Source organism: Gilliamella sp. Pas-s95, assembly GCF_009795795.1.
Lineage (GTDB): Bacteria > Pseudomonadota > Gammaproteobacteria > Enterobacterales > Orbaceae > Gilliamella > Gilliamella bombicola.
This window is the reverse complement of sequence record NZ_WTFC01000004.1, coordinates 42,137-64,506: the sequence shown is the minus strand read 5'-3', so window position 1 is coordinate 64,506 and position 22,370 is coordinate 42,137. Positions and strand designations below refer to the sequence as shown.

Here is a 22,370-nt window from a genome sequence, read left to right as displayed (position 1 = left end):
TGAGTTATGTTATCACCAATTATCGTTGCAGTTGATTTTGCAGACGTTAAATCAGCATGGAATTTTATTGATCGAGTGGATCCTAAAGATTGCCGTCTTAAGATCGGTAAAGAGCTTTTTACACATGCTGGACCTGATTTTATCAAGCAGATTATGAAAAAAGGGTTTGATGTTTTTTTAGATCTTAAATTTCATGATATTCCAAATACTGTTGCAAAAGCAATTGTAGCAACAGCCGATCTAGGTGTTTGGATGACTAATGTACATGCTAGCGGTGGTTCGCGTATGATGAGTGCCGCTAAAGATGCGCTTTATTCATATGGTAAAGATGCGCCAATTTTGATTGCTGTGACAGTATTAACCAGTATGGAATCAACAGATCTTCAAGAAATTGGCATCAATGTATCGCCTTTAGAGCAAGCGACTCGATTAGCAATACTTGCTAAAAACTGTGGGCTTGATGGCGTGGTATGTTCAGCAAAAGAAGTACAAAGTTTTAGAACACGTTTGGGGGCTGGTTTTAAATTGGTAACACCAGGTATTAGACCTGCAGGTACTAATCCGGATGATCAACGTCGTATTATGACACCTCAACGAGCTCAAGCGGCAGGTTCTGATTATTTAGTTATTGGACGCCCAATTACCCAAGCAGAAGATCCAGCCAAAGCGCTACAAACAATTTTAGCAACCCTTGATACAAGTAAGAGTGAGTCACATTATGTCTAGTAATCCACTTGTATATTCAACTGATAAAGGTCGAATTAAACCTGCTGAAACTGTCACCTCTCGCCCTAAGGGGGATGGCATTATTCGAATTCAACGACAAACATCAGGCCGTAAAGGAAAAGGTGTTTGTGTTATTACTGGGTTTGATATCGATGATGCTCAATTAATACAGTTGGCTGCAGAATTAAAAAAACGTTGTGGTTGCGGTGGTTCAATTAAAGATGGCATTATTGAAATTCAAGGTGATAAACGTGATTTATTAAAGTCATTACTGGAAGATAAAGGATTTAAAGTTAAATTAGCAGGAGGGTGATTTATCACTAAAATAGCGTCCATAATAAAAAAAGACGCTATTTATAAAATAGTATTTTAGTTAGAGCGATAACTACGCATTTTTTTGCTAATTTCGCGACGTTCTTTCGAAATTTCAGCATTTTTAATAATATAATCATCGACACGATCATCATAATCGCTTTTCATATTAGCAATAATTGCTTGAAGTTCTTCATAAGTCATATCAGGCTTAATATATTCACTTAAGTTTTCAAGTAGTAGCACGCGTTTTTGGTTGTCACGAATTTTTTTTTCGTTATCCGAAATTTCGCGTTTTAATTTATTTAAACGACGCGATAAACGAATGTATTCTAGTACGTCTTGAAACGATGGTGCAGTTGATTTTTCCTTGTCCATCTATAACCCCTTATTTCAAAAAATGGAAAATAAATTTTCACCAATTATATACCAATAATTTTTTAAGGTCATATTAATTATATTTTAAAACGTAAATGATATTTTTAGCATTAACTGTTCTATTTTTATGCCATGTTTTCTCGCAAAATTTATTTACAAAATAAGATAAAAATAAAAACAACTATTAAGAATTAGAATAAAGTATTGTACAATAGCCCCCAAATTTATAAAGAGTGCCAGAATGCGAGAATCATAATGAGCTGGATTGAAAAAATTCTTAGTAAAAATAATATATCGTCAGATCATAAAAAGGCGAATATTCCCGGTGGGGTTTGGACAAAATGTAGTAACTGTGAACAAGTTATTTATCAGGCTGAACTTGATCTTAACTTAGAAGTCTGCCCAAAATGCGACCATCATATGCATATTCCTGCCCGTGTGCGTTTGTACCGTTTTTTAGACGAAGGTTCAGATGTCGAAATAGGCTCAGATCTTTTACCTAAAGATATCTTAAAATTTAAAGATACTAAAAAGTATAAAGATCGCTTAACAGCTGCACAAAAAGAGACCCATGAAAAAGAAGCAATGGTTGTAATGAAAGGCACATTGTTTGGTATTCCTGTCGTTGTCGCTTGTTTTGAATTTGCGTTCATTGGTGGGTCAATGTCTTCTGTTGTTGGTGCATTATTTACGCGTGCTGCAGAACAAGCCATTGCAGATAAGTGTCCGTTAATTTGTTTTTCAACAAGTGGCGGTGCGCGAATGCAAGAAGCGCTATTTTCGTTAATGCAGATGGCAAAAACCAGCGCTATTCTTGCTAAAATGCAAGATGAAGGTTTGCCTTATATTTCAGTAATGACCGATCCTACCATGGGTGGCGTATCAGCAAGTTTAGCAATGCTAGGCGATATTAATATTGCTGAACCTAAAGCATTAATTGGTTTTGCAGGGCCTCGAGTGATTCAACAAACTGTGCGTGAAACATTACCAGAAGGATTTCAACGCAGTGAGTTTTTACTTGAAAAAGGCGCAATTGATATGATCATTCATCGCAAAGATATGCGTTCTAAAATTGCCAGTTTAATAGCAAAATTAATGAAACTAACCGATCCGTTTAATGATATTATCTTTAACGAGACAGTTTAATTGAGCATGCAAAAACAACAACCAGATGCCATGTCGAATTTAAACGCATGGCTTTGTTATTTAGAGCAATTACATCCTACAACTATCGATTTAGGTTTAGAACGAGTAAAGACGGTTGCTCAGCGCCTTGATTTATTACAACCTGCGCCTTATGTTTTTACCGTTGCAGGTACCAATGGCAAAGGCACAACTTGCCGCACACTTGAAATGATATTACTTGAAAAAACTTTGCAAGTTGGTGTTTATAGTTCTCCTCATTTATTACGTTTTACTGAACGTGTGCGTATTAATAATCAAGAATCAAGCGAACAAGAAACCGTAAAAGCCTTTGTCGAAATAGAAAAAGCCAGAGGTGATATATCACTTACTTATTTTGAATACGCAACGCTTGCTGCACTTTATCAATTTAAAAAAGCAAAATTAGATGTTGTTATATTAGAAGTCGGGCTTGGTGGACGGCTCGATGCAACCAATATAGTTGACGCTGATGTGGCAATAGTTACAACAATTGATATTGATCATGTTGATTATTTAGGTGACACCCGTGAAAGTATAGGACGTGAAAAAGCAGGTATTTTTAAATCTAAAAGTATCGCTATTGTGGGTGAACCGGAAATACCTACATCTATTTTAGAAGTAGCTAAATCAGTCAATTGTCCTATCTATGCAGTGGGTTGTGATTGGTGTTATCAACCAATAAACAAAAGTTTATGGACGTTTGAATCGCCAATAAAACAGTATAAACATCTACCTATTGCCAATGTTCCTTTAGCTAATGCTGCAACTGCAATTGCCGCCTTAGCTTTTTCATCGCTTGAAGTAACACAAGACCAAATAACTAAAGGATTGGCAAATGCCAATTTAACAGGGCGTTTTCAAATTATTCAACGATCGCCGCTTGTGATCCTTGATGTAGCGCATAATCCACATGCAGCTGCTTATTTAACACAGCAATTAGAAAAACTAAAAGCAGAATATTTGAACATCGGTAAAGTTAGATTTGTTGTTGGTATGCTTAAAGATAAAGATATTAAAAGTACTTTATCTATTTTAAAAGGTGATAACTGGTATTGTGCTTCACTTTATGGTGAGCGGGGTTGTAGAGCCGAGGTGTTAAAACAACATTTATTGAATAAAGGCGAGCTTAATGTATCAACATTTGATACGGTTTTTAAGGCTTATCAAAAGGCAATACATGATGCAAAAAAAGATGATATTATTGTAGTATGTGGCTCATTTCATACAGTATCTGATGTGTTAGCTGAAATTGAGCATTAAGCGAAATTAATCATGACGAACAATCAGCAAATTAATCCTAAAAATCAAAATAGAGTAAGAAATCGGTTTGTCGGTTTCGCTACATTGTTACTCATTATCGCAGTATTTGCTCCATGGATAATAACGGATAAATCCAACTTACGAACATCAACGACGCCTATTTTACAATCAGAAGCTATTAATCATCAAAAGACTGTAACATCAACTAACGGTGTTGATGATAGTTTTACGAATAATATTCCAGATATTCCTTACATACCTGATTCTGAGCAGAATCCAAGTTCAGATGATTCATCAGATAGTATTGATGATGCTAATGTTTCTACAACGCAAACTAGTCGTTCTATGTCGCAACAGATACAGCAAGAGTCTAAACCTTATATGATTCAGCTTACAGCATTAAAAAATAGGCAAAAAATAGAAGAATTAGTTGCACTATTAAGATTAAATAATTATAGCGTTAGAACAGTTCCTCAAAAACCTGAACCTAACCAGTTGATTAAATTACAGGTTGGTCCTTATGCTAAAAAAGAACAAGCAGAGCAAGTGATTATTAACTTACATAACCTAACAAAATTAAAAGGTATTATCGTTGCTAATTAATCATTGTTTTGCTTTTTGTGTTGTAAACAATAATTAAAAAAAAACATTAACAATATAAAGTTGTGAGTTATTATGATGATGAACTGGGTTGATTTTACGATTATTGGTGTGATTGCTTTTTCTGCATTAATTAGTATAGTGCGAGGGTTTGTACGAGAAGCATTATCACTCATTAGCTGGATTTTAGCTTTTTTTATTTCTAGCCGATTTTATATCTATATTACCGATTATTTAACTTATTTTGATAGCGATGTTATCCGTATTGCAGTGGCAATTGTTATTCTATTTATCGCTACATTGTTGGTCTGTTCAATTGTGTCGTATATTATTGGTCAATTAGTCCAAAAAACGGGGTTATCTGGCACTGATCGTGTATTGGGTATTTGTTTTGGTGTGCTACGAGGAATTTTAGTTGTAGCTGCTGTTCTCTTTTTTGTTGATACTTTTACGCCGTTATCACGATCGGTGTATTGGGCCCAATCACAACTTATCCCTCATTTTCATTTTATTATCCGTTGGTTTTTTGATTTTATACAACAGTCATCTTCGTTTCTAGTTCAATAAATTTGAGGTAATCATAGTATGTGTGGTGTTGTTGGTATTGTAGGGTGTACTACTGTTAATCAATCTATTTATGATGCATTGACTGTGTTACAACATAGGGGGCAAGATGCTGCAGGTATTGTTACAATTGATAATCAAAATCGATTTCGTTTACGCAAAGCGAATGGTTTGGTTAAAGATGTATTTCAAGAACATCATATGCAGCGGTTGCAAGGTAATTTGGGCATAGGACATGTTCGTTATCCTACTGCAGGTAGCTCCAGTCCATCCGAAGCACAACCTTTTTATGTCAATTCGCCTTATGGCATTGCGCTTGCACATAATGGTAATTTAACAAATACAGACAAGTTACGTAATAAAGTATTTGAATTAGCAAGAAGGCATATTAATACGAATTCTGATTCTGAAGTTTTACTCAATATTTTTGCTAGTGAACTCGACAAATTCCCAACTTATCCACTTACCGCAGACAATATTTTTACCGCAATACATAATGTGCATAATATAATTAAAGGTGCTTATGCTTGTGTTGCGATGATTATTGGACATGGTCTCGTCGCTTTTCGTGATCCTTACGGGATTAGACCTTTAGTTATTGGTAAACGGATACTTGAGAACCAAAAAATTGAATATATGGTTGCATCAGAAAGTGTTGCATTAGATATTCTTGATTTTGAATTTATGCGTGATGTGCAGCCGGGTGAAGCTATTTATATTACTCAAGATGGGCAATTATATTCTCAGCAATGTTCTGATAATCCTCAGTATTACCCATGCATTTTTGAATATGTTTATTTTGCAAGACCAGATTCTTTGATGAATGGTGTATCGGTTTATCAATCACGCATTTTAATGGGACAAAAGCTAGGAAAAAAAATAGCGAGAGAGTGGAAGGACATTGACATTGATGTCGTCATTCCTATTCCTGAGACATCATGTGATGCAGCTCTTGAAATTGCCCGTATTTTAAATAAACCTTACCGACAAGGCTTTGTTAAAAATCGATATGTTGGCCGCACATTTATCATGCCAGGGCAAACAGCCCGTAAATTATCAGTAAGAAGAAAGCTTAATGCAAACCGTATTGAATTTGAGGGGAAAAGCGTACTGTTAGTTGATGATTCCATTGTGAGAGGAACAACTTCAAAAGAAATTCTTGAGATGGTACGCTCAGTTGGTGCTAAAAAAGTTTATTTAGCTTCTGCTGCACCAGAAATTAGGCATCCTAATGTTTATGGTATTGATATGGCTGTTGCAAGAGAACTTATTGCCTACCATAAAACAGTTGATGAAATAGCGAAAGATATTGGTGCTGATAAGCTTATTTTTCAAGACTTATCCGATTTAATTGATTCAATCACGGAGCAAAATCCAAATATTCATCATTTAGAGTGTTCTGTTTTTGATGGAATATATGTTACTGAAGGGGTTGATGATAACTACCTATCATTATTAGAACAAAAAAGAGGTGAAAATAAAAAACACTCAGTCTCTAAAGAATTAGAAAACTTAGAAATTTATAATGAAGGCCAATAAATAACGATAATCATCACCCAAAAATATTATATAAAAATTAAAATTACAAATTTAGCTGTTTTTTATTTATTTAGTGTAAATTTTATCTGTAATTTTTCCTGATTTCTTAATGATAATTGTAATTTTCAATTGATTAATTAATTGTATTTTATGAATATAAAATGCAATTTACAAAAAAAATCAAAAAAAGAAAGAAATAATTTGGATAAATGACTTTTTTGTAATAAAATTGAAAAGGCTAGGTTATGTAAAGAAATGTAAAGAGCATAAAATATAAAAATAAATGAGCACATAAATATTTAATGAAGGCAAGTTGGTCTTGGTTAGAAGTTCTGTGTTATACGGTTTGTCGTAGGAAAATAAGGAATGTTAAGATGAGAAAAAATCTTAATTTAACAATTATCTCTGCATTTGTGATTGCTACATTAGGATGGCAGTCAGCTTTTGCTATTGGCTCTCAGACGCCACAAGATTCTGTAGATAGCAATAAGATAATCAAGTTAAAAGATGGTTCAAAAGCTCGTGAGATGATAAATGATCAGCAGCGAAGTCTTTATCAAATTGCACTGTTAAGTAGTATTTCGGTTTCAGAATTGCGGGCAATGAATGCAGGGCGCTTTGATAAAAAAGATGTAGTTGAGGTTGGAGAGCGTTTGGTCTTGCCTGAAAGTTCACCATTATTGCCTGCAATTAAGCAAAAAAATAATAAAAACGATAAGCATGCCAATTTGCCACAATTAGGCTCGGATGAAAATTATAATGTAAAACAAGATAAAGATGCACTTTCAACCCAAGTAGCTTCAACATTACAAACTTTAGCGAGTCAAGATTGGAAACAAATAACTTCGTCAGATAATGGTGGTCTATCTGGGCATTTAAAGAATAGAGGTAAAGATTACGCAGAGAATTATGTGCGTAATGGAGTTAAAAATCAAGTAGTAGCTCCTGTTAGTAGCGCTGTTCAGGACTTTTTGGGGCGTTTTGGTACAGCTCAATTGCAGTTTGATTTGAGTGATACAGGTACATTTAACAATGTCAACTTGAAGTTATTTAGCCCATGGTATGATACCGAAGATACATTAATATTTAGTCAAATGTCGTTTCAAGAATATGAACATAATCGTCGAATAGGTAACTTTGGTGTTGGTCAGCGTTGGGATGTAGATGATAAAAAATGGTTACTTGGTTATAACGTATTTCTTGATCATGATTTTCAACGTTCACACAATCGTTTAGGTGTTGGTGCCGAGGCATGGACTGATTATATGAAGTTTGCTGCTAACTATTATCACCCTTTATCTGATTGGAAGTCTTCTAAAGACTTTGATGATTACTTAGAACGAGCCGCAAGAGGTTTTGACGTTCGATTCCAAGGTTATTTACCACAATATCCACATTTGGGTGGATCACTTATGTATGAGCAATACTATGGTGATAAAGTCGCTTTATTTGGTAAAGATAATTTACAAAAAGATCCAAGAGCCGTTACAGTAGGGCTTGATTATACACCAGTTCCTCTTTTTACTATCAAAGCAGATCATAAACGAGGGCAAGACAACAAAAAGGCAACTAAGGCTGAGTTAACGTTGAACTATCGTATTGGTACTCCATTAAAAGACCAATTAGATCCAAATATGGTTCAATCTGCTCGTTCTTTAAAGGGTAGCCGTTATGATTTAGTCGATCGTAATAATTATATTGTTCTCGAATATAAAGAAAAGAAAATGTCTGTCGATTTGGGGCTTGAACAAACTCAGTTAATTGAGGGACAAACCTATCCATTAAGTGTTAGCGTTCATAATGCTAAAAACTTACAAAGTTTAGCATGGGCAGGTAATATGCTAGACATTGATGCTGGTGGCGGTTTCTTATGTGCGACAGTGGGGGTATGTACTGCTTCTTCATGGCTTAATCCACCAATTGATACAAATAACTGGAAAATTGTTGCCCCTAGTTATGTTAGTGCAAATGGTCAGCGGCTACCTGTTAGCACAAATGGAAAATATTCTTTATCTTTATCCGTCTCAGATAGTCGCGGTAAATCTGCAACATCTAACACTGTTAGTTTTGAGGTATTACCAGACCCTGTGATGCGTAAAGTCGGTGTATGGGCTGTTGATACTTCAGGAAATAAGACAGTAATGACGTCTCAAACGGCTGATGGGTTAAGTAGTTTGACAGTATTAGCAACTCTTGTTAAGCCTAAAGTGTACAATGGCGCAATTAACACATTTCTAGATGTAGATGGATTTAGTGATGAAAATGTAACGAACAGTATTCCTGAAACATTTAGCGAATTTTCAAAATTATGGACGGCGACGAGTAATGGTAGAAAAATTGCTTTAATTGACGGTACTTCTGGCAATATAAACCAATGTCCAGGGCAAATTGCTTGTGTTATTGTGAAATCATTTGAAAAAATAGCAAAAGACCATAATGTATCATCTCGTGCTTCAACTGCTGCTGGTTTACAAGTAATTGGCGATAGTTATGCATTGGATGTTGCTTCAAATATTACTGGAGCGGTTGATTTTTCAATTTCGCTAGAACAGTATGGTTTGGGTAAGTCATTTAATAGTGCTACCGTCGATTTTACTGGAGGTAGTGCAGGTCTCCTTGAAGTTTGGAATACTTCTGGAGTACTAGTTGCTAGAAGTTCAGGTTCTTTACTTCAGTTTGACCCTGCAGGTCCAAACGAATGGCGTGTTGGTAAGGAATATCTTGTTAAAGCCTTTGCAGCTGATGGTACTCCAATCGCTAATCCATATGTGATTTGGTCATTGGTTGGTTCAAATGCAGATGCTTGTCTTGGTGTTGCCCCGACAACATTACCAAATGCTGCTAGTAATCCAAATGGACCTTGGTTTAACGTTGCAATGGGAACTGATGTCCATTATATGATAAAAGGTAGAAACGATAGTTATGCAACATCAGGTACTAGTATTCCAGCGGTACAAGGTGCACCAAATAATCTAGATTTAAGACAAGTAACATCTTCTCCTCGTGCATGTGCTGGGGACCAAGGGTTCAAATTGCAAGTAACAGTTTTATGATAAATAAAAGTTTAGATTACCGATAACTGTCGGTAATCTAGTAGAAGGGACACCAACTTAATGGTGTGTTTGTATAACTATAATACATTAGTTTATAGAAAAAATAGGAAGTTAAACATGAAAAATCTTACAATTAAAAAAGTTGCACTAGGCTTGTTTTTAGCTGGCTATGCAGCAAGTAGTGCGTTTGCTGCTTTACAGAAAGAAACAGCTAGTTTTATCAACGGTAATGCACCAGTATTGAAATCCCGTGCAGGTGCAGATAACAAATTGACTGTCGATGTAATCCATGCGGATGGCACACCATATGTTGCAGGTGACGTAGTTAGAGTAGGTGATAAAGTTCATATCAAATATCGATTAGCCGATTTAGATGGTGATACTGATACTGCTAGTGCAGGAAAAGTAAAAGACTCACTCAAAGTTTCTGGAAAAGATTCAAATGGTAGCTGGGTTGATATTACACCTACGGTAGTATCAACTTATGATGCTACCGATCCGGAATTAGGTGAACTTGTATTTGAACTTACCAATGATTTCGTTGGTAAAAGCAGCATCGGTTTCAAGGTTTTAGCTGAAACTGAATTTGGTCTTCCTACAAAAGGTAATTGGGTATGGGTAAGTGATATCTTCGGGACAGGCGACCCTGCTCATAGTGGTAATAATCCAGCTAACCCTGGAGCTCCTGGTGATAATGGTAACCCTGGGGGGCCTGGTGAGGGTAACATCCCTGGTACAAACCCTGGCCCTATTATGCCTTCAGGTGGTGTGTTAGGTATTTTCCTAGTTGATAGCACAGGTACCCTTCTAAATAGCGAAAGCTATTCTCATTTAGGTTCTACTTTAAAACCTAAATATGGCGAAAGATATGCAGCTATAGTATGGGATGATGCAAATAGTAATGGTACTATTGACTCGGGTGAAACTGAGTTTACTACTGGCTTTAGATTTGAATGGCATGTAACCGGTGATAGTAGTGACGTCCCAGTTACAGATGGTTTTATAGGTAGTAATATAGTAGCTGGAACAACTGCCCTTACCGGTAATGGAAATAGAAAAGGCACAAATGATACTATCTTCTTAGGTTCTGATACCGCTGGTACTAAGCATAACAGTGTTTATACTGGCATCTTTGGCAATCATAAAGCAGGTATTCAAGGTTACAAACTTCAAGTTAAAACAAACTAATTGTAAGCTAGATTCTTACATTATAAAAGCCACTCTTCGGAGTGGTTTTTTATTAAATTGTGGTTTTAATTTAATATTGAACGTATTAGGTAAAATACAGTTCGTATCTTGTCTATTTTAGCTTTGATATAAAACAGATAAACTCAGTAAAATTATAATAATTAAATTCTCACTTCTTATTATTAACTTAATGATTTAAAATGGCACCAAATTTAACTCGATGTAATTTACAATGAATATTCCTTGGCAAGATCTTGACCCTGAAACGTTAAATAACCTTATAGAATATTTTGTATTGCGTGAAGGTACTGATTACGGTTTACACGAAACATCATTACAAGAAAAAGTTAACGATGTTAAGCTTCAGTTAGCAAATGGTTCTGCAGTCATATTTTGGTCACAATTACATGAAACAATTGATATTAAACTAATTAAATAATGATTAAAATGATTGTATGTTAATATATGATTTATTGTGTAACTTTGTTATAGTGTCTTGGATGTAAATTAAATAGAGAGGTAGCAATAATGATTAGTAAACCGCAATCGGATACAACGTTAGAATGGTTTTTATCTCATTGCCATATTCATAAATACCCAGCTAAGAGCACCCTTATACACCAAGGTGAAAAAGCAGAAACTCTCTATTATATTTTAAAAGGTTCTGTTGCAGTTTTGATTAAAGATGATGAAGGTAACGAAATGATTTTGTCTTACTTGAATCAAAATCAGTTTTTAGGTGAATTAGGCCTTTTTGAAGAAGGCATGGAGCGAAGTGCTTGGGTTAAAGCTAAAACAAGTTGTGAGGTGGCCGAAATTTCATACAAAAAATTTAAACAACTTGTCCAAGTTAATCCTGATATTTTAATGCGTCTTGCAAGCCAAATGGCAAGTCGATTACAAGTAACCTCTGAAAAGGTCAGCAATTTAGCATTTTTGGATGTAGCTGGACGCATTGCACAAACACTTTTAAATCTTGCAAAACAACCTGATGCAATGACTCATCCTGATGGTATGCAAATTAAAATTACACGGCAAGAAATAGGGCAAATAGTTGGTTGTTCACGAGAAACAGTTGGCCGAATTTTAAAAATGCTTGAAGATCAACATTTGATTTCTGCACATGGTAAAACGATTGTTGTTTATGGTACACGTTAATTTGTCACAATAATAAATTGATAAAATGATTGATACAATACGAGATATGGCATGACTCAAGAAAGATGTATTCCAAGTCATGTGGCTATAATTATGGATGGAAATGGACGTTGGGCACAACAACGTAACCAATTGCGTGCCATTGGTCATCGAGCAGGTTTAAAAACTGTACGAAAAATTGTTGCTTATGCGGCAAGATTGAAGGTGAAAGTCCTTACTTTATACGCATTTAGTAGTGAAAACTGGAAGCGTCCGCCTAATGAAGTTTCAGCTCTGATTTCCCTTTTTATTTATGCATTAAATCGAGAAATCAAAAACTTACATAAAAATAATGTTCGCTTGAATATTATTGGTGATATTTCTCGGTTTAGTGAACATTTGCAAGAAATGATTGTTCGCGCAGAAGATCTAACCAAAAACAATTCAGGCCTTGTTCTGAATATTGCTGCCAATTATGGTGGACGTTGGGATATTTTACAATCTGCTAAAAAAATGGCTATGCAAATAAAAAAGGGGGAAATTACTTTAGAACAAGTGACAGAAGATCGTTTTGCTTCAATAATGTGTATGGGAAAATTTCCCGAAGTTGATTTAGTTATTCGTACAGGTGGTGAATATCGGATTAGTAATTTTTTACTATGGCAAATTGCTTATTCTGAGCTTTACTTTACCGATACCTTATGGCCTGATTTTAATCAGACTTTATTTGATGAAGCAATCAATGTATTTAATGCCAGAGAACGACGTTTTGGAGGCATTCATAATAAGGAACACTCATGTTAATCCATCGTATACTTGCTGCAATTGTGCTTATTCCACTTGTTATAGCGGTTGTTTTTTTTGTCCCGTTATCAGTATTTTCTTTAATTATTATTCTGGTTTGTGGGCTAGCAGCGTGGGAATGGGCTCAGTTTCTTCATATTACTAACAAGTATTCAAGGTTGGTTTTTGTTATTTCAATCGTTGTTTTGCTAAGTATACTTTATTTGATTCCCAATTCCTGTGAATTAAAAATAAGGTTATTTGCTGTTATTTTATTTTTATCGATTATATGGTGGATAATTGCTTTGTGTTTAGTACTTAGCTATCCTGATACAATTAAATATTGGTGTAATTCAATTGTTATAAAATTGTTATTTGCTTTTTTTACTCTAGTGCCGTTTTTTATTAGTATGATTGAATTGCGATCCATTAACTATAATTCTAATTCTTATATCGGCGCAATTTGGTTGCTTTATGTCTTTGTGCTAGTATGGGCTACAGATACTGGTGCTTATTTTGCTGGGCGAACATTTGGTAAGCGAAAATTAGCAGCAAAAGTATCTCCAGGTAAGACTATAGAGGGCTTTATTGGTGGTGTTAGTCTGGCAATCATTATTAGTCTAATTGCTTACTTCTTTAATTTGTTTGATATGGCATTTAGCGTATTTTTTGTTAGCTCTTTATTAGCAATTTTAGTTTCAGTATTAGGTGATTTAACTGAAAGTATGTTTAAACGTGAAGCTGGCATTAAAGATAGCGGTCATTTAATTCCGGGGCATGGTGGTATTTTAGATCGTATTGACAGTTTAACTGCTGCTGTTCCTGTTTTTACTGCATTATCTTTTTGTTTACTATAAAAGGTGATAGATTTTGCTGTGGTCACTATTATTATTTGTTATTACTATCAGTATATTAGTTACTATTCATGAGTTTGGGCATTTTTGTGTTGCTCGCTTATGCAAGGTTAAAGTTGAATGCTTTTCAATTGGCTTCGGTAAAAAACTTTGGTCACATAAATTTTTAAGTGGAACCGAGTTGGTAATTGCTATGATTCCACTTGGTGGTTATGTTAAAATGCTCGACGGAAGAGCAACAATCTTATCAAGCAATAACGAAAAATTTGCATTTGATAAAAAAAAGATTTGGCAACGTGCTTTAATTATTTTTGCCGGTCCATTTGCTAACTTTATGTTGGCTTTGATTATCTATTGGATTATTTTTTTGATAGGGGTAGTACATTATCCCGTTAAAGTAAAAGATGTAATACCTAACACACCAGCTGCTTCGGTCGCAATCCCATCTGGCGCTGAGTTGAAGACCATTGATAATGTTGAAGTTGAAAATTGGAATGATGTCAATTTGGCCTTAATTGCTGTAATGGGTAAAACAAATATAACTTTTTCTTATATTGATAGTACTGATAATAGTAATCAAAAAGAAGTGAAAGAAAGTGTAGATATTAACAATTGGCATTTTGATATAGAAAAAGATTCAGCTATTATGGCGTTTGGTTTTGTGCCTAAAGAGTTGGAAATTTATCCGATTGTGAGTAAAATTGTACCAGATTCTGCTGCTGAGCGGGCAGGTTTACGTGTTGGCGATAAAATTATTGGTTATAATGAGCAATCGTATGTAGATTGGCGTGATTTTTCTAATACAATTAAAAAAGCTCAAGCTATCACTTTAAAGGTTAATCGAGAAAATAAAGATATTTATCTTAAACTCGTACCAACCGTTCAAAAAAACGGAGAAGGTGTTGCTGGTTTATATCCTACATCTGATGCAAGAGTTGTTCAGTATGGTTTTTTCGATGGATTTAATAAAGGTATTGCGCAAACATTGTTAACCACAAAGTTAACAATTCGTTCGCTTTATCAATTAGTAACAGGTGTTATTGGATTAAAACATTTATCAGGACCAATAACAATAGCAAAAAGCGCAGGGCAAACAGCAAGTTATGGTTTTACTCCTTATTTATATTTTCTAGCCTTTATTAGTATAAGTTTAGGGGTTATCAATCTTGTTCCATTACCTATGTTAGATGGCGGCCACCTTATTTTTTTATTATTTGAAAAAATAAAAGGAAAAGCCTTATCAAATAAAGCCCAAGAGCGTTTTTTTCGTATTGGCTTTTTTTTATTAATGGTAATAATGGGAATTGCACTATTCAATGATATTTTACGATTGTGATGGAATGAGGTTATAAACATTTACGATGAAAATAAATAAATTACTTATAGCATCTTTGCTGTTCAGTACGACGGCCGTATATAGTTCCAATGCATTTTGTGTTGATGATTTTGTGGTGAAAGATATCAAATTTGAAGGTTTGCAGCGTGTGACAGTTGGTGCTGCATTACTTGAAATGCCAATTCAAATTGGTGATTATGTTAATGAAGCTGATTTAGGCCGTATCATCAAATCACTTTATGCTAGTGGTAACTTTGATAATATTACTGTTTCTCGTGATGGTGATCAGCTAATTATTCATGTTGAAGAACGCCCTACTATTGCAAGTATTACTTTTTCTGGTAATAAATCAGTGAAAGATGACATGCTTAAGAAAAATCTAGATAGTTCAGGCATCCGTGAAGGCGAAGCGTTAGATCGTACTATGCTTTCAGGTATAGAAAAGGGCTTAGAAGATTTTTATTACAGTGTTGGTAAGTACAATGCTCAAGTTAAAGCTGTTGTAACTCCTTTATCTCGTAATCGTGTTGATTTAAAGTTAGTTGTTGCTGAAGGTAAATCGGCGTTGATCGATCAGATCAATATTGTTGGAGCTAAAGCTTTTTCATCAGAAGAACTTATTGCGCGCTTTACTTTGCGTGATGAGGTTCCTTGGTGGAATATGCTTGGCAATCGTAAATATCAAAAACAAAAATTATCTTCAGATTTAGATGAGTTGCAGAGCTTTTATTTAAATCGAGGTTACGCTCGTTTTAATATAGAGTCAACGCAAGTTAGTTTAACGCCAGATAAAAAAGGCATTTACGTTACAATTAATATTCATGAGGGTGAACAGTATAAATTATCACAACTTGAATTTATGGGTAATTTTGCAAATCATAAAGATGCGATTGCTAAAATTGCTAATGAAAAAGTAGAGATTGGTGAACTTTATAATGGCAAAAAAATAACCGAAATTGAAGATAATGTTAAACGTCTACTCGCTAATTTTGGTTATGCATACCCTAGGGTTTCTATTCAACCAGAAATGGACGATGCCGCACATACAGTTAAATTAGTTGTTCTTGTCGATGTAGGTCAACGTTTTTATGTTCGCAATATTAAAATAGTCGGTAATACCGTCACAAGTGAAAGTGTTATTCGCCGCGAACTTCGACAAATGGAGGGCGCGTGGCTAAGTAATGGATTAGTTGAATTAGGTAAAGAACGTTTAAGTCGACTTGGTTTTTTTGATACTGTTGAAGCAAATACTGAGCGAGTACCAGGCGTAGATGATCAGGTTGATATCATTTATAAAGTTGCCGAACGTAATACAGGTAGTATTAAATTTGGTGTCGGTATCGGTTCTGATAGCGGTCTCAGTTTCAATGCCGGTATTTCTCAAGATAACTGGTTAGGTACAGGGAATAGTGTTTCATTTGATGTTAATACTACTGATACAGATAAAACTGCATCTATTTCTATTGTTGATCCTTATTTTACAGTTGATGGAGTAAGTTTAGGCGGCAGTATTTACTACAATACCTATAAAAATGACGATAAAGATGATGAGTCAGAATACTCAAGTAAAACATGGGGAGCATCGGCAAATTTAGGTTTCCCTATTAGTGAAAATAATTTTGTTCGATTTGGTTCAGAATTTGCCAATCATAAATTATCGGATATGCAACCACAGTATAGTATGTGGCGTTATTTTGATTCTATGGGTAAAAATGTAAAAGATAAGCATTCATTTACGTATGATACAAATGATCTATTGTTGAATGCTTATTGGACATATAACTCTTTAGATCGTGGATTCTTTCCTACTGATGGTTTAAAAATGACTGCTAGTGCTAAAGTCACCGCACCTGTATTTGATAATCGATTCTATAAACTGATATCAGATGCATCTTACTATTATCCAATTGACAATGACCATAATTGGATATTCCTAACTCGTGCTCGATTTGGTTATGGCGGTGGTTTAGGGGGTAAAGAGTTGCCATTTTATGAAAACTTCTATGCTGGTGGGGCATCAGTATTGAGAGGGTTTAAATCAAATACCGTTGGTCCTAAAGCAGTATATCTTAATAAAACTGGCGTTTGTGATAGTTTAGAACGTACATCAGGATGCACAAAATCAAAAGATGCCGTAGGTGGTAATGCTATAGCTTTTGTTAGTACAGAGCTAATTGTTCCAACCCCATTTGCTGGAGAAAAATACGCTGATAATCTTAGAACATCGCTATTTTTTGATGCGGGTACAGTATGGGATACTGAATGGAACTTAAAGGGGCGAGATATTCCTGACTATAGCTCCCCATCTGATATTAGAATGTCAGCTGGTCTTGCTGTTCAGTGGATGTCACCATTAGGTCCTTTAGTATTTTCTTATGCTCAACCATTCAAGAAATATGATGGTGACTCATCACAACAATTCCAGTTTAATATAGGTTCTACATGGTAATTCATGTTATAAATAAAAATACATAGGTGATTAAAGTGAAAAAAATTATAGCTGTTTTAGGCATTAGTGCCGCATTACTTTTTGCTGGATTTGCAAATGCTGAAGTTAAATTGGGTGTGATTAATGTTGAATCAGTATTAGAACGGATGCCTCAACGTGAATCAGTAAGAAAAATGTTGAAAAATGAATTTGAAGCAAGAGCCAACTCATTGCAAGAAGAAGAAAAAAAATCTAAAGAAGCTATCGCTCGTCTAAAGAAAGATGGTTTAACATTATCTTCTTCTGAAAAAGCTAAATTAAATAAGGTAATTTCCGATTTTGAAAGTAAGGCTGATGCGTTTTCAGTAGATTATCAAAAACGTCAAAAAGAAGAAGCTGAAAAATTATTTACTAAAATCCAAGAGGCAGTTAAAGATATTGTTGCAACAGAAGGATACGATGTTATTTTAAGCGCTGGAGCTACATTGTTCGCATCAGATGCTGTTGATATTTCAGATAAAGTGTTGGAAAAGGTTAAGAACTAATGTTTTCCATTCGTTTAGAGCAATTAGCTAAGCAACTTGATGCCGAGTTACATGGTGATGGTAATGTAATCATCACCGGTATAGCATCAATGAAAAGTGCGGTACCTGGGCAAATTACTTTTTTGTCTGATAAAAAATTACAAAGTAATTTATCAACATGTAAAGCTTCTGCTGTCGTAATGACTAGAGAGAGTCTTGAACATTGGGGTGGGGCTGTTCTTATTGTTAAAAATCCTTATCTTGCATATGCAAAATTAGCACAAATCCTTGATACTACGCCAACACCAGCAAAAGATATCGCACCAACAGCAGTAATTGATTCAACTGCTCAGCTAGGTTGCAATATTTCGATTGGTGCTAATGCTGTCATCGAAAGCGGTGTTGTATTAGGTGATAATTGTGTTATTGGCGCAGGCTGTTTTATTGGTAAAAATACAACAATCGGTGCTGGTACAAAATTATGGGCTAATATTTCTATTTATCATAATTGTATTATTGGTGAAAATTGCTTAATTCAATCTGGAACTGTAATTGGCGCAGATGGATTTGGTTATGCTAATGATAAAGGTAAATGGATTAAAATTCCCCAATTAGGCCGTGTTGTTATTGGTGATAATGTTGAAATTGGCGCCTCAACAACAATCGATCGTGGTGCGTTAGATGATACTGTTATAGGTAATGGTGTGATTATTGATAATCAATGCCAAATAGCTCATAACGATATTATCGGTGATCATACAGCGGTTGCTGGTGGTGTTATTATGGCTGGGAGTTTGACTATTGGTCGCCATTGCTTAATTGGTGGAGCTAGCGTGATTAATGGACATATGGAAATATGTGATCAAGTTACCGTAACTGGTATGGGGATGGTAATGCGCCCAATTACGCAGCCAGGTGTTTACTCATCAGGTATTCCATTGCAAGAAAATAAAGTATGGCGTAAAACCGCGTCGTTAGTTTTACATATTGACGAAATGAATAAACGCTTGAAAGCACTTGAGAAGAAACAATTAAATGTCTCGACGTAGACGATTACGGTCGGTATAATGCATGCCTATTTTTAATATTTTTTTAGCTCAGTTATCGTTTTTATATAATTATGGACGGATAACATTCAATAATTTCGAGGTATAAAGATGCAAGTTTCGGTAGAAACAACAAAAGGTTTAGGTCGACGTTTATCAATTACAATTAAATCAGAAGACATCAAAAAAGCGGTTGATAAAGAACTAATTAATACTGCAAAAAAAGTACGTATTGATGGTTTTCGTAAAGGAAAAGTACCTTTAAAGATTGTTGAACAACGTTATGGGGCTTCTATTTTACAAGACGCATTAGGCGATTTGATGCAGCGAAATTTTGTTGAAGCAATTATTCAAGAAAAATTAAATCCAGCGGGCGCTCCAACTTATACTCCACAAGAATATAAAAATGGTGAAGATTATACCTTTACTGTTGAATTTGAAGTATATCCAGAAATCAAAGTTGAAAATTTAGATAAAATTGAAGTTGAAAAACCTGTAGCAGAAGTTGTAGATGCCGATGTAGAGATGATGATCGAAACTTTACGCAAACAACAAGGTGCTTGGAAAGAGGTTAAAAAAGCAGCTCAAGATCAATGTCGTGTTACTTTGGATTTTGTTGGTCAGGTTGACGGTGCGGAGTTCGAAGGTGGTAAAGCAAATGATTTTGCATTGGTTTTAGGTCAAGGTCGTATGATTCCTGGGTTTGAAGATGCAATTATTGGTCATAAAGAAGGTGACCAGTTTGATATTAATGTGACTTTCCCAGAAGATTATCATGCCGAAAACCTAAAAGGTAAACCTGCTATATTTGCAGCAACACTTAAAAAAGTTGAAGAGCTTGAGTTACCAGAGCTTACAGAAGATGTTATTAAACGCTTTGGTATCGCTGATGGTACTGTTGAAAGTCTACGAGCTGAAGTTCGCAAGAACATGACTAGAGAGCTCAATACAACAATTCGTAATAAAGTTAAAACACAAGCTATTGATGGTTTAGTTAAAAATAATGAAATTGATATACCTGTGGCATTAATCGACCGCGAAGTTGATGTATTACGTAAGCAGGCTTTATCTCGTTTTGGTGGTAATGTAAAACCAGGTATGGAGTTACCTAAAGAGCTATTTGAAGCCGAGGCAAGAAAACGAGTGGCTACTGGTTTATTATTTAGTGAAATCATTGACAGTAATAAACTAACTGCGGATGAAGCGCGTGTTCAAGCGTTAATAGATGAAATTGCAACCGCATATGAAGATCCAAAAGAAGTTTTAGAATATTATCGTAAAGATAAAAAAGCGATGGAGAATATTCGAGCTGTAGCATTAGAAGATCAAGTCGTTGATCTATTATTAGCTAGTGCAAAAGTAACGGAAAAGAATTACTCGTTTTCTGAATTAATGAATCAGCAAATAGCTTAATCTATTTTCTTTTTCATTTAGTCCAAAAAGAGCACTTTAAAAAGCCCAAATAAGGAATATCTGTTTGGGCTATTTTGTTTAATTAGGAGATAAAAATGCCTTTAGAATCATATATGGGTGTTATTCCAATGGTTGTTGAGCAAAGTTCTCGTGGCGAAAGAGCTTACGATATTTACTCACGATTATTAAAAGAACGAATTATATTTTTGACAGGGCAAGTTGAAGATAATATGGCAAATCTTATTATCGCTCAAATGTTATTTCTAGAAGCGGAAAATCCTGATAAAGATATTCATTTGTATATTAATTCACCGGGTGGTGTGGTTACAGCTGGTATGGCAATCTATGATACTATGCAGTTTATAAAACCAGATGTTAGTACAATCTGTTTGGGGCAAGCATGCTCAATGGGTTCATTGCTTTTAACGGCAGGAACTAAAGGTAAACGTTATTGCTTACCTAATGCTCGTGTAATGATTCATCAGCCATTAGGTGGTTTTCAAGGGCAAGCTTCTGATATTCAAATACATGCACAAGAGATTTTACAAGTAAAGAGTCGTTTAAATAACATTTTAGCAATGCACACAGGTCAAGATATAAGTGTAATTGAAAAAGATACCGATCGTGATAATTTTATGTCTGCTGAAAAAGCAGTTGAATATGGTTTAGTTGATGCCATATACAATAAACGATCTTAATATTAGATAGGTGATAGAAGTGAATAAAGAAAATTCAGAAAAATTACTCTATTGTACTTTTTGTGGTAAAAGTGAGCATGAAGTCCGTAAGCTTATTGCTGGGCCATCATCTATTTATATCTGTAATGAATGTATAGGATTGTGTAATGATATCTTAAAAGAAGAGACAAAAAGTTTTCTTTCTCATGAAGAGTTTATCAGTAAGCCATTACCAACACCACATGAAATTAGAGAGCATCTTGATGAGTATGTGATTGGTCAAGAACGTGCAAAAAAAGTTTTGTCCGTTGCTGTTTATAATCATTATAAACGATTACGTAATTATGCAAGTAGAAGTGATGTTGAATTGGGTAAAAGTAATATTTTGCTTATAGGACCTACAGGAAGTGGTAAAACGTTATTAGCTGAAACATTAGCTCGTTTTTTAGATGTGCCTTTTGCAATGGCAGATGCAACAACATTAACGGAAGCTGGTTATGTAGGTGAAGATGTAGAAAACATTATTCAAAAGCTATTACAAAATTGTGATTATGATGTTGAAAAAGCTCAACGTGGTATTATTTATGTTGATGAAATTGATAAGATTTCACGAAAATCGGATAATCCATCTATTACGAGAGATGTTTCTGGTGAAGGTGTTCAACAAGCTTTATTGAAAATTATTGAGGGAACAATTGCTTCTGTTCCACCAAAAGGAGGGCGTAAGCATCCTCAGCAGGAATTTTTACAAGTTGATACTTCAAAAATTTTATTTATTTGTGGTGGTGCATTTAGTGGTCTAGATAAAGTTATCGAAAACCGCGTATCAACTAATACAGGAATAGGTTTTGGTGCTGATGTAAAAAGCATTAAGAATAAAATTTCTGAGTCAGAATTATTAGCACAAATCGAAGCTGAAGATTTAGTTAAGTTTGGCTTAATTCCAGAATTTATTGGAAGATTGCCTGTTATTGGTACTTTATCGGAGTTAGATAAAAATGCTTTAATTAATATTCTAACTGAACCTAAAAATGCGTTAACTAAGCAATTTCAGACTTTGATTGAATTAGATGGCGTTGAACTTGAGTTTACAAAAGAAGCACTGGAAGCTATTGCTGTAAAAGCAATGCAACGTAAAACAGGGGCAAGGGGATTGCGTTCAATTGTTGAAAATATATTGTTAGATACAATGTATGATTTACCGTCAATGAACTCTATTAAAAAAGTGATTGTAGAAAAAGAAACGGTCGAAAAATATCAAGCACCGAAGTTAGTATACCGAGAAAATGCTGAACTATCTGCTTGAAATATAAACCTGCCATCATAAAAATATGATGGCAAGAACTATAGCCTCAAATTAATACTAAAATAAAGTGCCTTTGATAACT

21 protein-coding genes are annotated in these 22,370 nt (G+C 34.8%); 20 read left to right on the top strand and 1 reads right to left on the bottom strand.

The features are described from left to right. Positions 1-6: 6 nt before the first annotated feature. Positions 7-726 carry an orotidine-5'-phosphate decarboxylase gene (pyrF, locus tag GQ598_RS01910; RefSeq protein WP_160402107.1) on the top strand — a complete coding sequence of 240 codons (720 nt, stop codon included), beginning with the start codon at positions 7-9 and terminating at the stop codon, positions 724-726. Then, entirely contained in the window at positions 716-1,039 is a 324-nt protein-coding gene (yciH, locus tag GQ598_RS01905) for a stress response translation initiation inhibitor YciH (RefSeq protein ID WP_370516516.1), read from the top strand. Before pyrF ends, yciH begins: the two co-directional genes overlap by 11 nt. 56 nt (positions 1,040-1,095) lie before the next feature. Here yciH and tmaR read toward each other — a convergent pair whose 3' ends face one another. Continuing rightward, on the bottom strand, positions 1,096-1,416 hold the full coding sequence (gene tmaR, locus GQ598_RS01900) for a PTS system regulator TmaR (RefSeq protein WP_034910282.1): 321 nt from the start codon (positions 1,414-1,416) through the stop codon (positions 1,096-1,098). 255 nt (positions 1,417-1,671) lie between these two features. Between tmaR and accD the strand changes: the two genes are divergently transcribed. The 18 genes from accD to clpX all read left to right on the top strand — a co-directional run bounded on the left by accD (position 1,672) and on the right by clpX (position 22,288). Then, entirely contained in the window at positions 1,672-2,562 is an 891-nt protein-coding gene (accD, locus tag GQ598_RS01895) for an acetyl-CoA carboxylase, carboxyltransferase subunit beta (protein ID WP_160402105.1), read from the top strand. Positions 2,563-2,568: 6 nt separating this feature from the next. Beyond that, complete coding sequence (gene folC / locus GQ598_RS01890) at positions 2,569-3,840, top strand: bifunctional tetrahydrofolate synthase/dihydrofolate synthase (RefSeq protein WP_160402104.1); 1,272 nt, start codon at positions 2,569-2,571, stop codon at positions 3,838-3,840. A 12-nt stretch (positions 3,841-3,852) separates the two neighbouring features. Continuing rightward, positions 3,853-4,443 (top strand): SPOR domain-containing protein, encoded by a 591-nt coding sequence (locus GQ598_RS01885; RefSeq protein ID WP_160402103.1) that lies wholly within the window; start codon positions 3,853-3,855, stop codon positions 4,441-4,443. Between the two features lie 78 nt (positions 4,444-4,521). Then, positions 4,522-5,007 (top strand): CvpA family protein, encoded by a 486-nt coding sequence (locus GQ598_RS01880; protein ID WP_160402137.1) that lies wholly within the window; start codon positions 4,522-4,524, stop codon positions 5,005-5,007. An 18-nt stretch (positions 5,008-5,025) separates the two neighbouring features. Next, positions 5,026-6,543: an amidophosphoribosyltransferase gene (gene purF / locus GQ598_RS01875; protein WP_160402102.1), complete on the top strand. Its 1,518-nt coding sequence runs from the start codon at positions 5,026-5,028 to the stop codon at positions 6,541-6,543. A 374-nt stretch (positions 6,544-6,917) separates the two neighbouring features. Beyond that, positions 6,918-9,596, top strand: a complete 2,679-nt coding sequence (locus tag GQ598_RS01870; protein ID WP_202112636.1) for an inverse autotransporter beta domain-containing protein — start codon at positions 6,918-6,920, stop codon at positions 9,594-9,596. A 153-nt stretch (positions 9,597-9,749) separates the two neighbouring features. Further along, on the top strand, positions 9,750-10,784 hold the full coding sequence (locus GQ598_RS01865) for a hypothetical protein (protein ID WP_160402101.1): 1,035 nt from the start codon (positions 9,750-9,752) through the stop codon (positions 10,782-10,784). A gap of 232 nt (positions 10,785-11,016) precedes the next feature. Beyond that, a complete protein-coding gene (locus GQ598_RS01860) occupies positions 11,017-11,223 on the top strand; it encodes a YheU family protein (RefSeq protein ID WP_091348626.1) in 207 nt (68 codons plus the stop codon). 86 nt (positions 11,224-11,309) lie between these two features. Then, positions 11,310-11,942, top strand: a complete 633-nt coding sequence (gene crp, locus GQ598_RS01855; protein ID WP_160402135.1) for a cAMP-activated global transcriptional regulator CRP — start codon at positions 11,310-11,312, stop codon at positions 11,940-11,942. A gap of 51 nt (positions 11,943-11,993) precedes the next feature. After that, positions 11,994-12,725, top strand: a complete 732-nt coding sequence (locus GQ598_RS01850; RefSeq protein WP_160402100.1) for an isoprenyl transferase — start codon at positions 11,994-11,996, stop codon at positions 12,723-12,725. Then, positions 12,719-13,561 carry a phosphatidate cytidylyltransferase gene (locus GQ598_RS01845; protein WP_160402099.1) on the top strand — a complete coding sequence of 281 codons (843 nt, stop codon included), beginning with the start codon at positions 12,719-12,721 and terminating at the stop codon, positions 13,559-13,561. The genes GQ598_RS01850 and GQ598_RS01845 overlap by 7 nt, the downstream gene beginning before the upstream one ends. 13 nt (positions 13,562-13,574) lie before the next feature. Then, the gene (rseP, locus tag GQ598_RS01840) at positions 13,575-14,894 is read left to right on the top strand and encodes an RIP metalloprotease RseP (protein ID WP_160402098.1); all 1,320 of its coding nucleotides are present in this window, start codon (positions 13,575-13,577) and stop codon (positions 14,892-14,894) included. Positions 14,895-14,919: 25 nt separating this feature from the next. Further along, positions 14,920-17,343: an outer membrane protein assembly factor BamA gene (gene bamA / locus GQ598_RS01835; protein WP_160402097.1), complete on the top strand. Its 2,424-nt coding sequence runs from the start codon at positions 14,920-14,922 to the stop codon at positions 17,341-17,343. A 35-nt stretch (positions 17,344-17,378) separates the two neighbouring features. Beyond that, positions 17,379-17,867: an OmpH family outer membrane protein gene (locus GQ598_RS01830; RefSeq protein ID WP_160402096.1), complete on the top strand. Its 489-nt coding sequence runs from the start codon at positions 17,379-17,381 to the stop codon at positions 17,865-17,867. Further along, entirely contained in the window at positions 17,867-18,895 is a 1,029-nt protein-coding gene (lpxD, locus tag GQ598_RS01825) for a UDP-3-O-(3-hydroxymyristoyl)glucosamine N-acyltransferase (RefSeq protein WP_160402095.1), read from the top strand. Before GQ598_RS01830 ends, lpxD begins: the two co-directional genes overlap by 1 nt. 108 nt (positions 18,896-19,003) lie before the next feature. Further along, positions 19,004-20,305, top strand: coding sequence for a trigger factor (tig, locus tag GQ598_RS01820; RefSeq protein WP_160402094.1), 1,302 nt, complete (start codon positions 19,004-19,006; stop codon positions 20,303-20,305). Between the two features lie 95 nt (positions 20,306-20,400). Further along, a complete protein-coding gene (gene clpP / locus GQ598_RS01815; protein ID WP_091348650.1) occupies positions 20,401-21,003 on the top strand; it encodes an ATP-dependent Clp endopeptidase proteolytic subunit ClpP in 603 nt (200 codons plus the stop codon). Positions 21,004-21,013: 10 nt separating this feature from the next. Further along, positions 21,014-22,288 carry an ATP-dependent protease ATP-binding subunit ClpX gene (gene clpX / locus GQ598_RS01810; protein ID WP_160402093.1) on the top strand — a complete coding sequence of 425 codons (1,275 nt, stop codon included), beginning with the start codon at positions 21,014-21,016 and terminating at the stop codon, positions 22,286-22,288. The last annotated feature ends 82 nt before the right edge of the window (positions 22,289-22,370 follow it).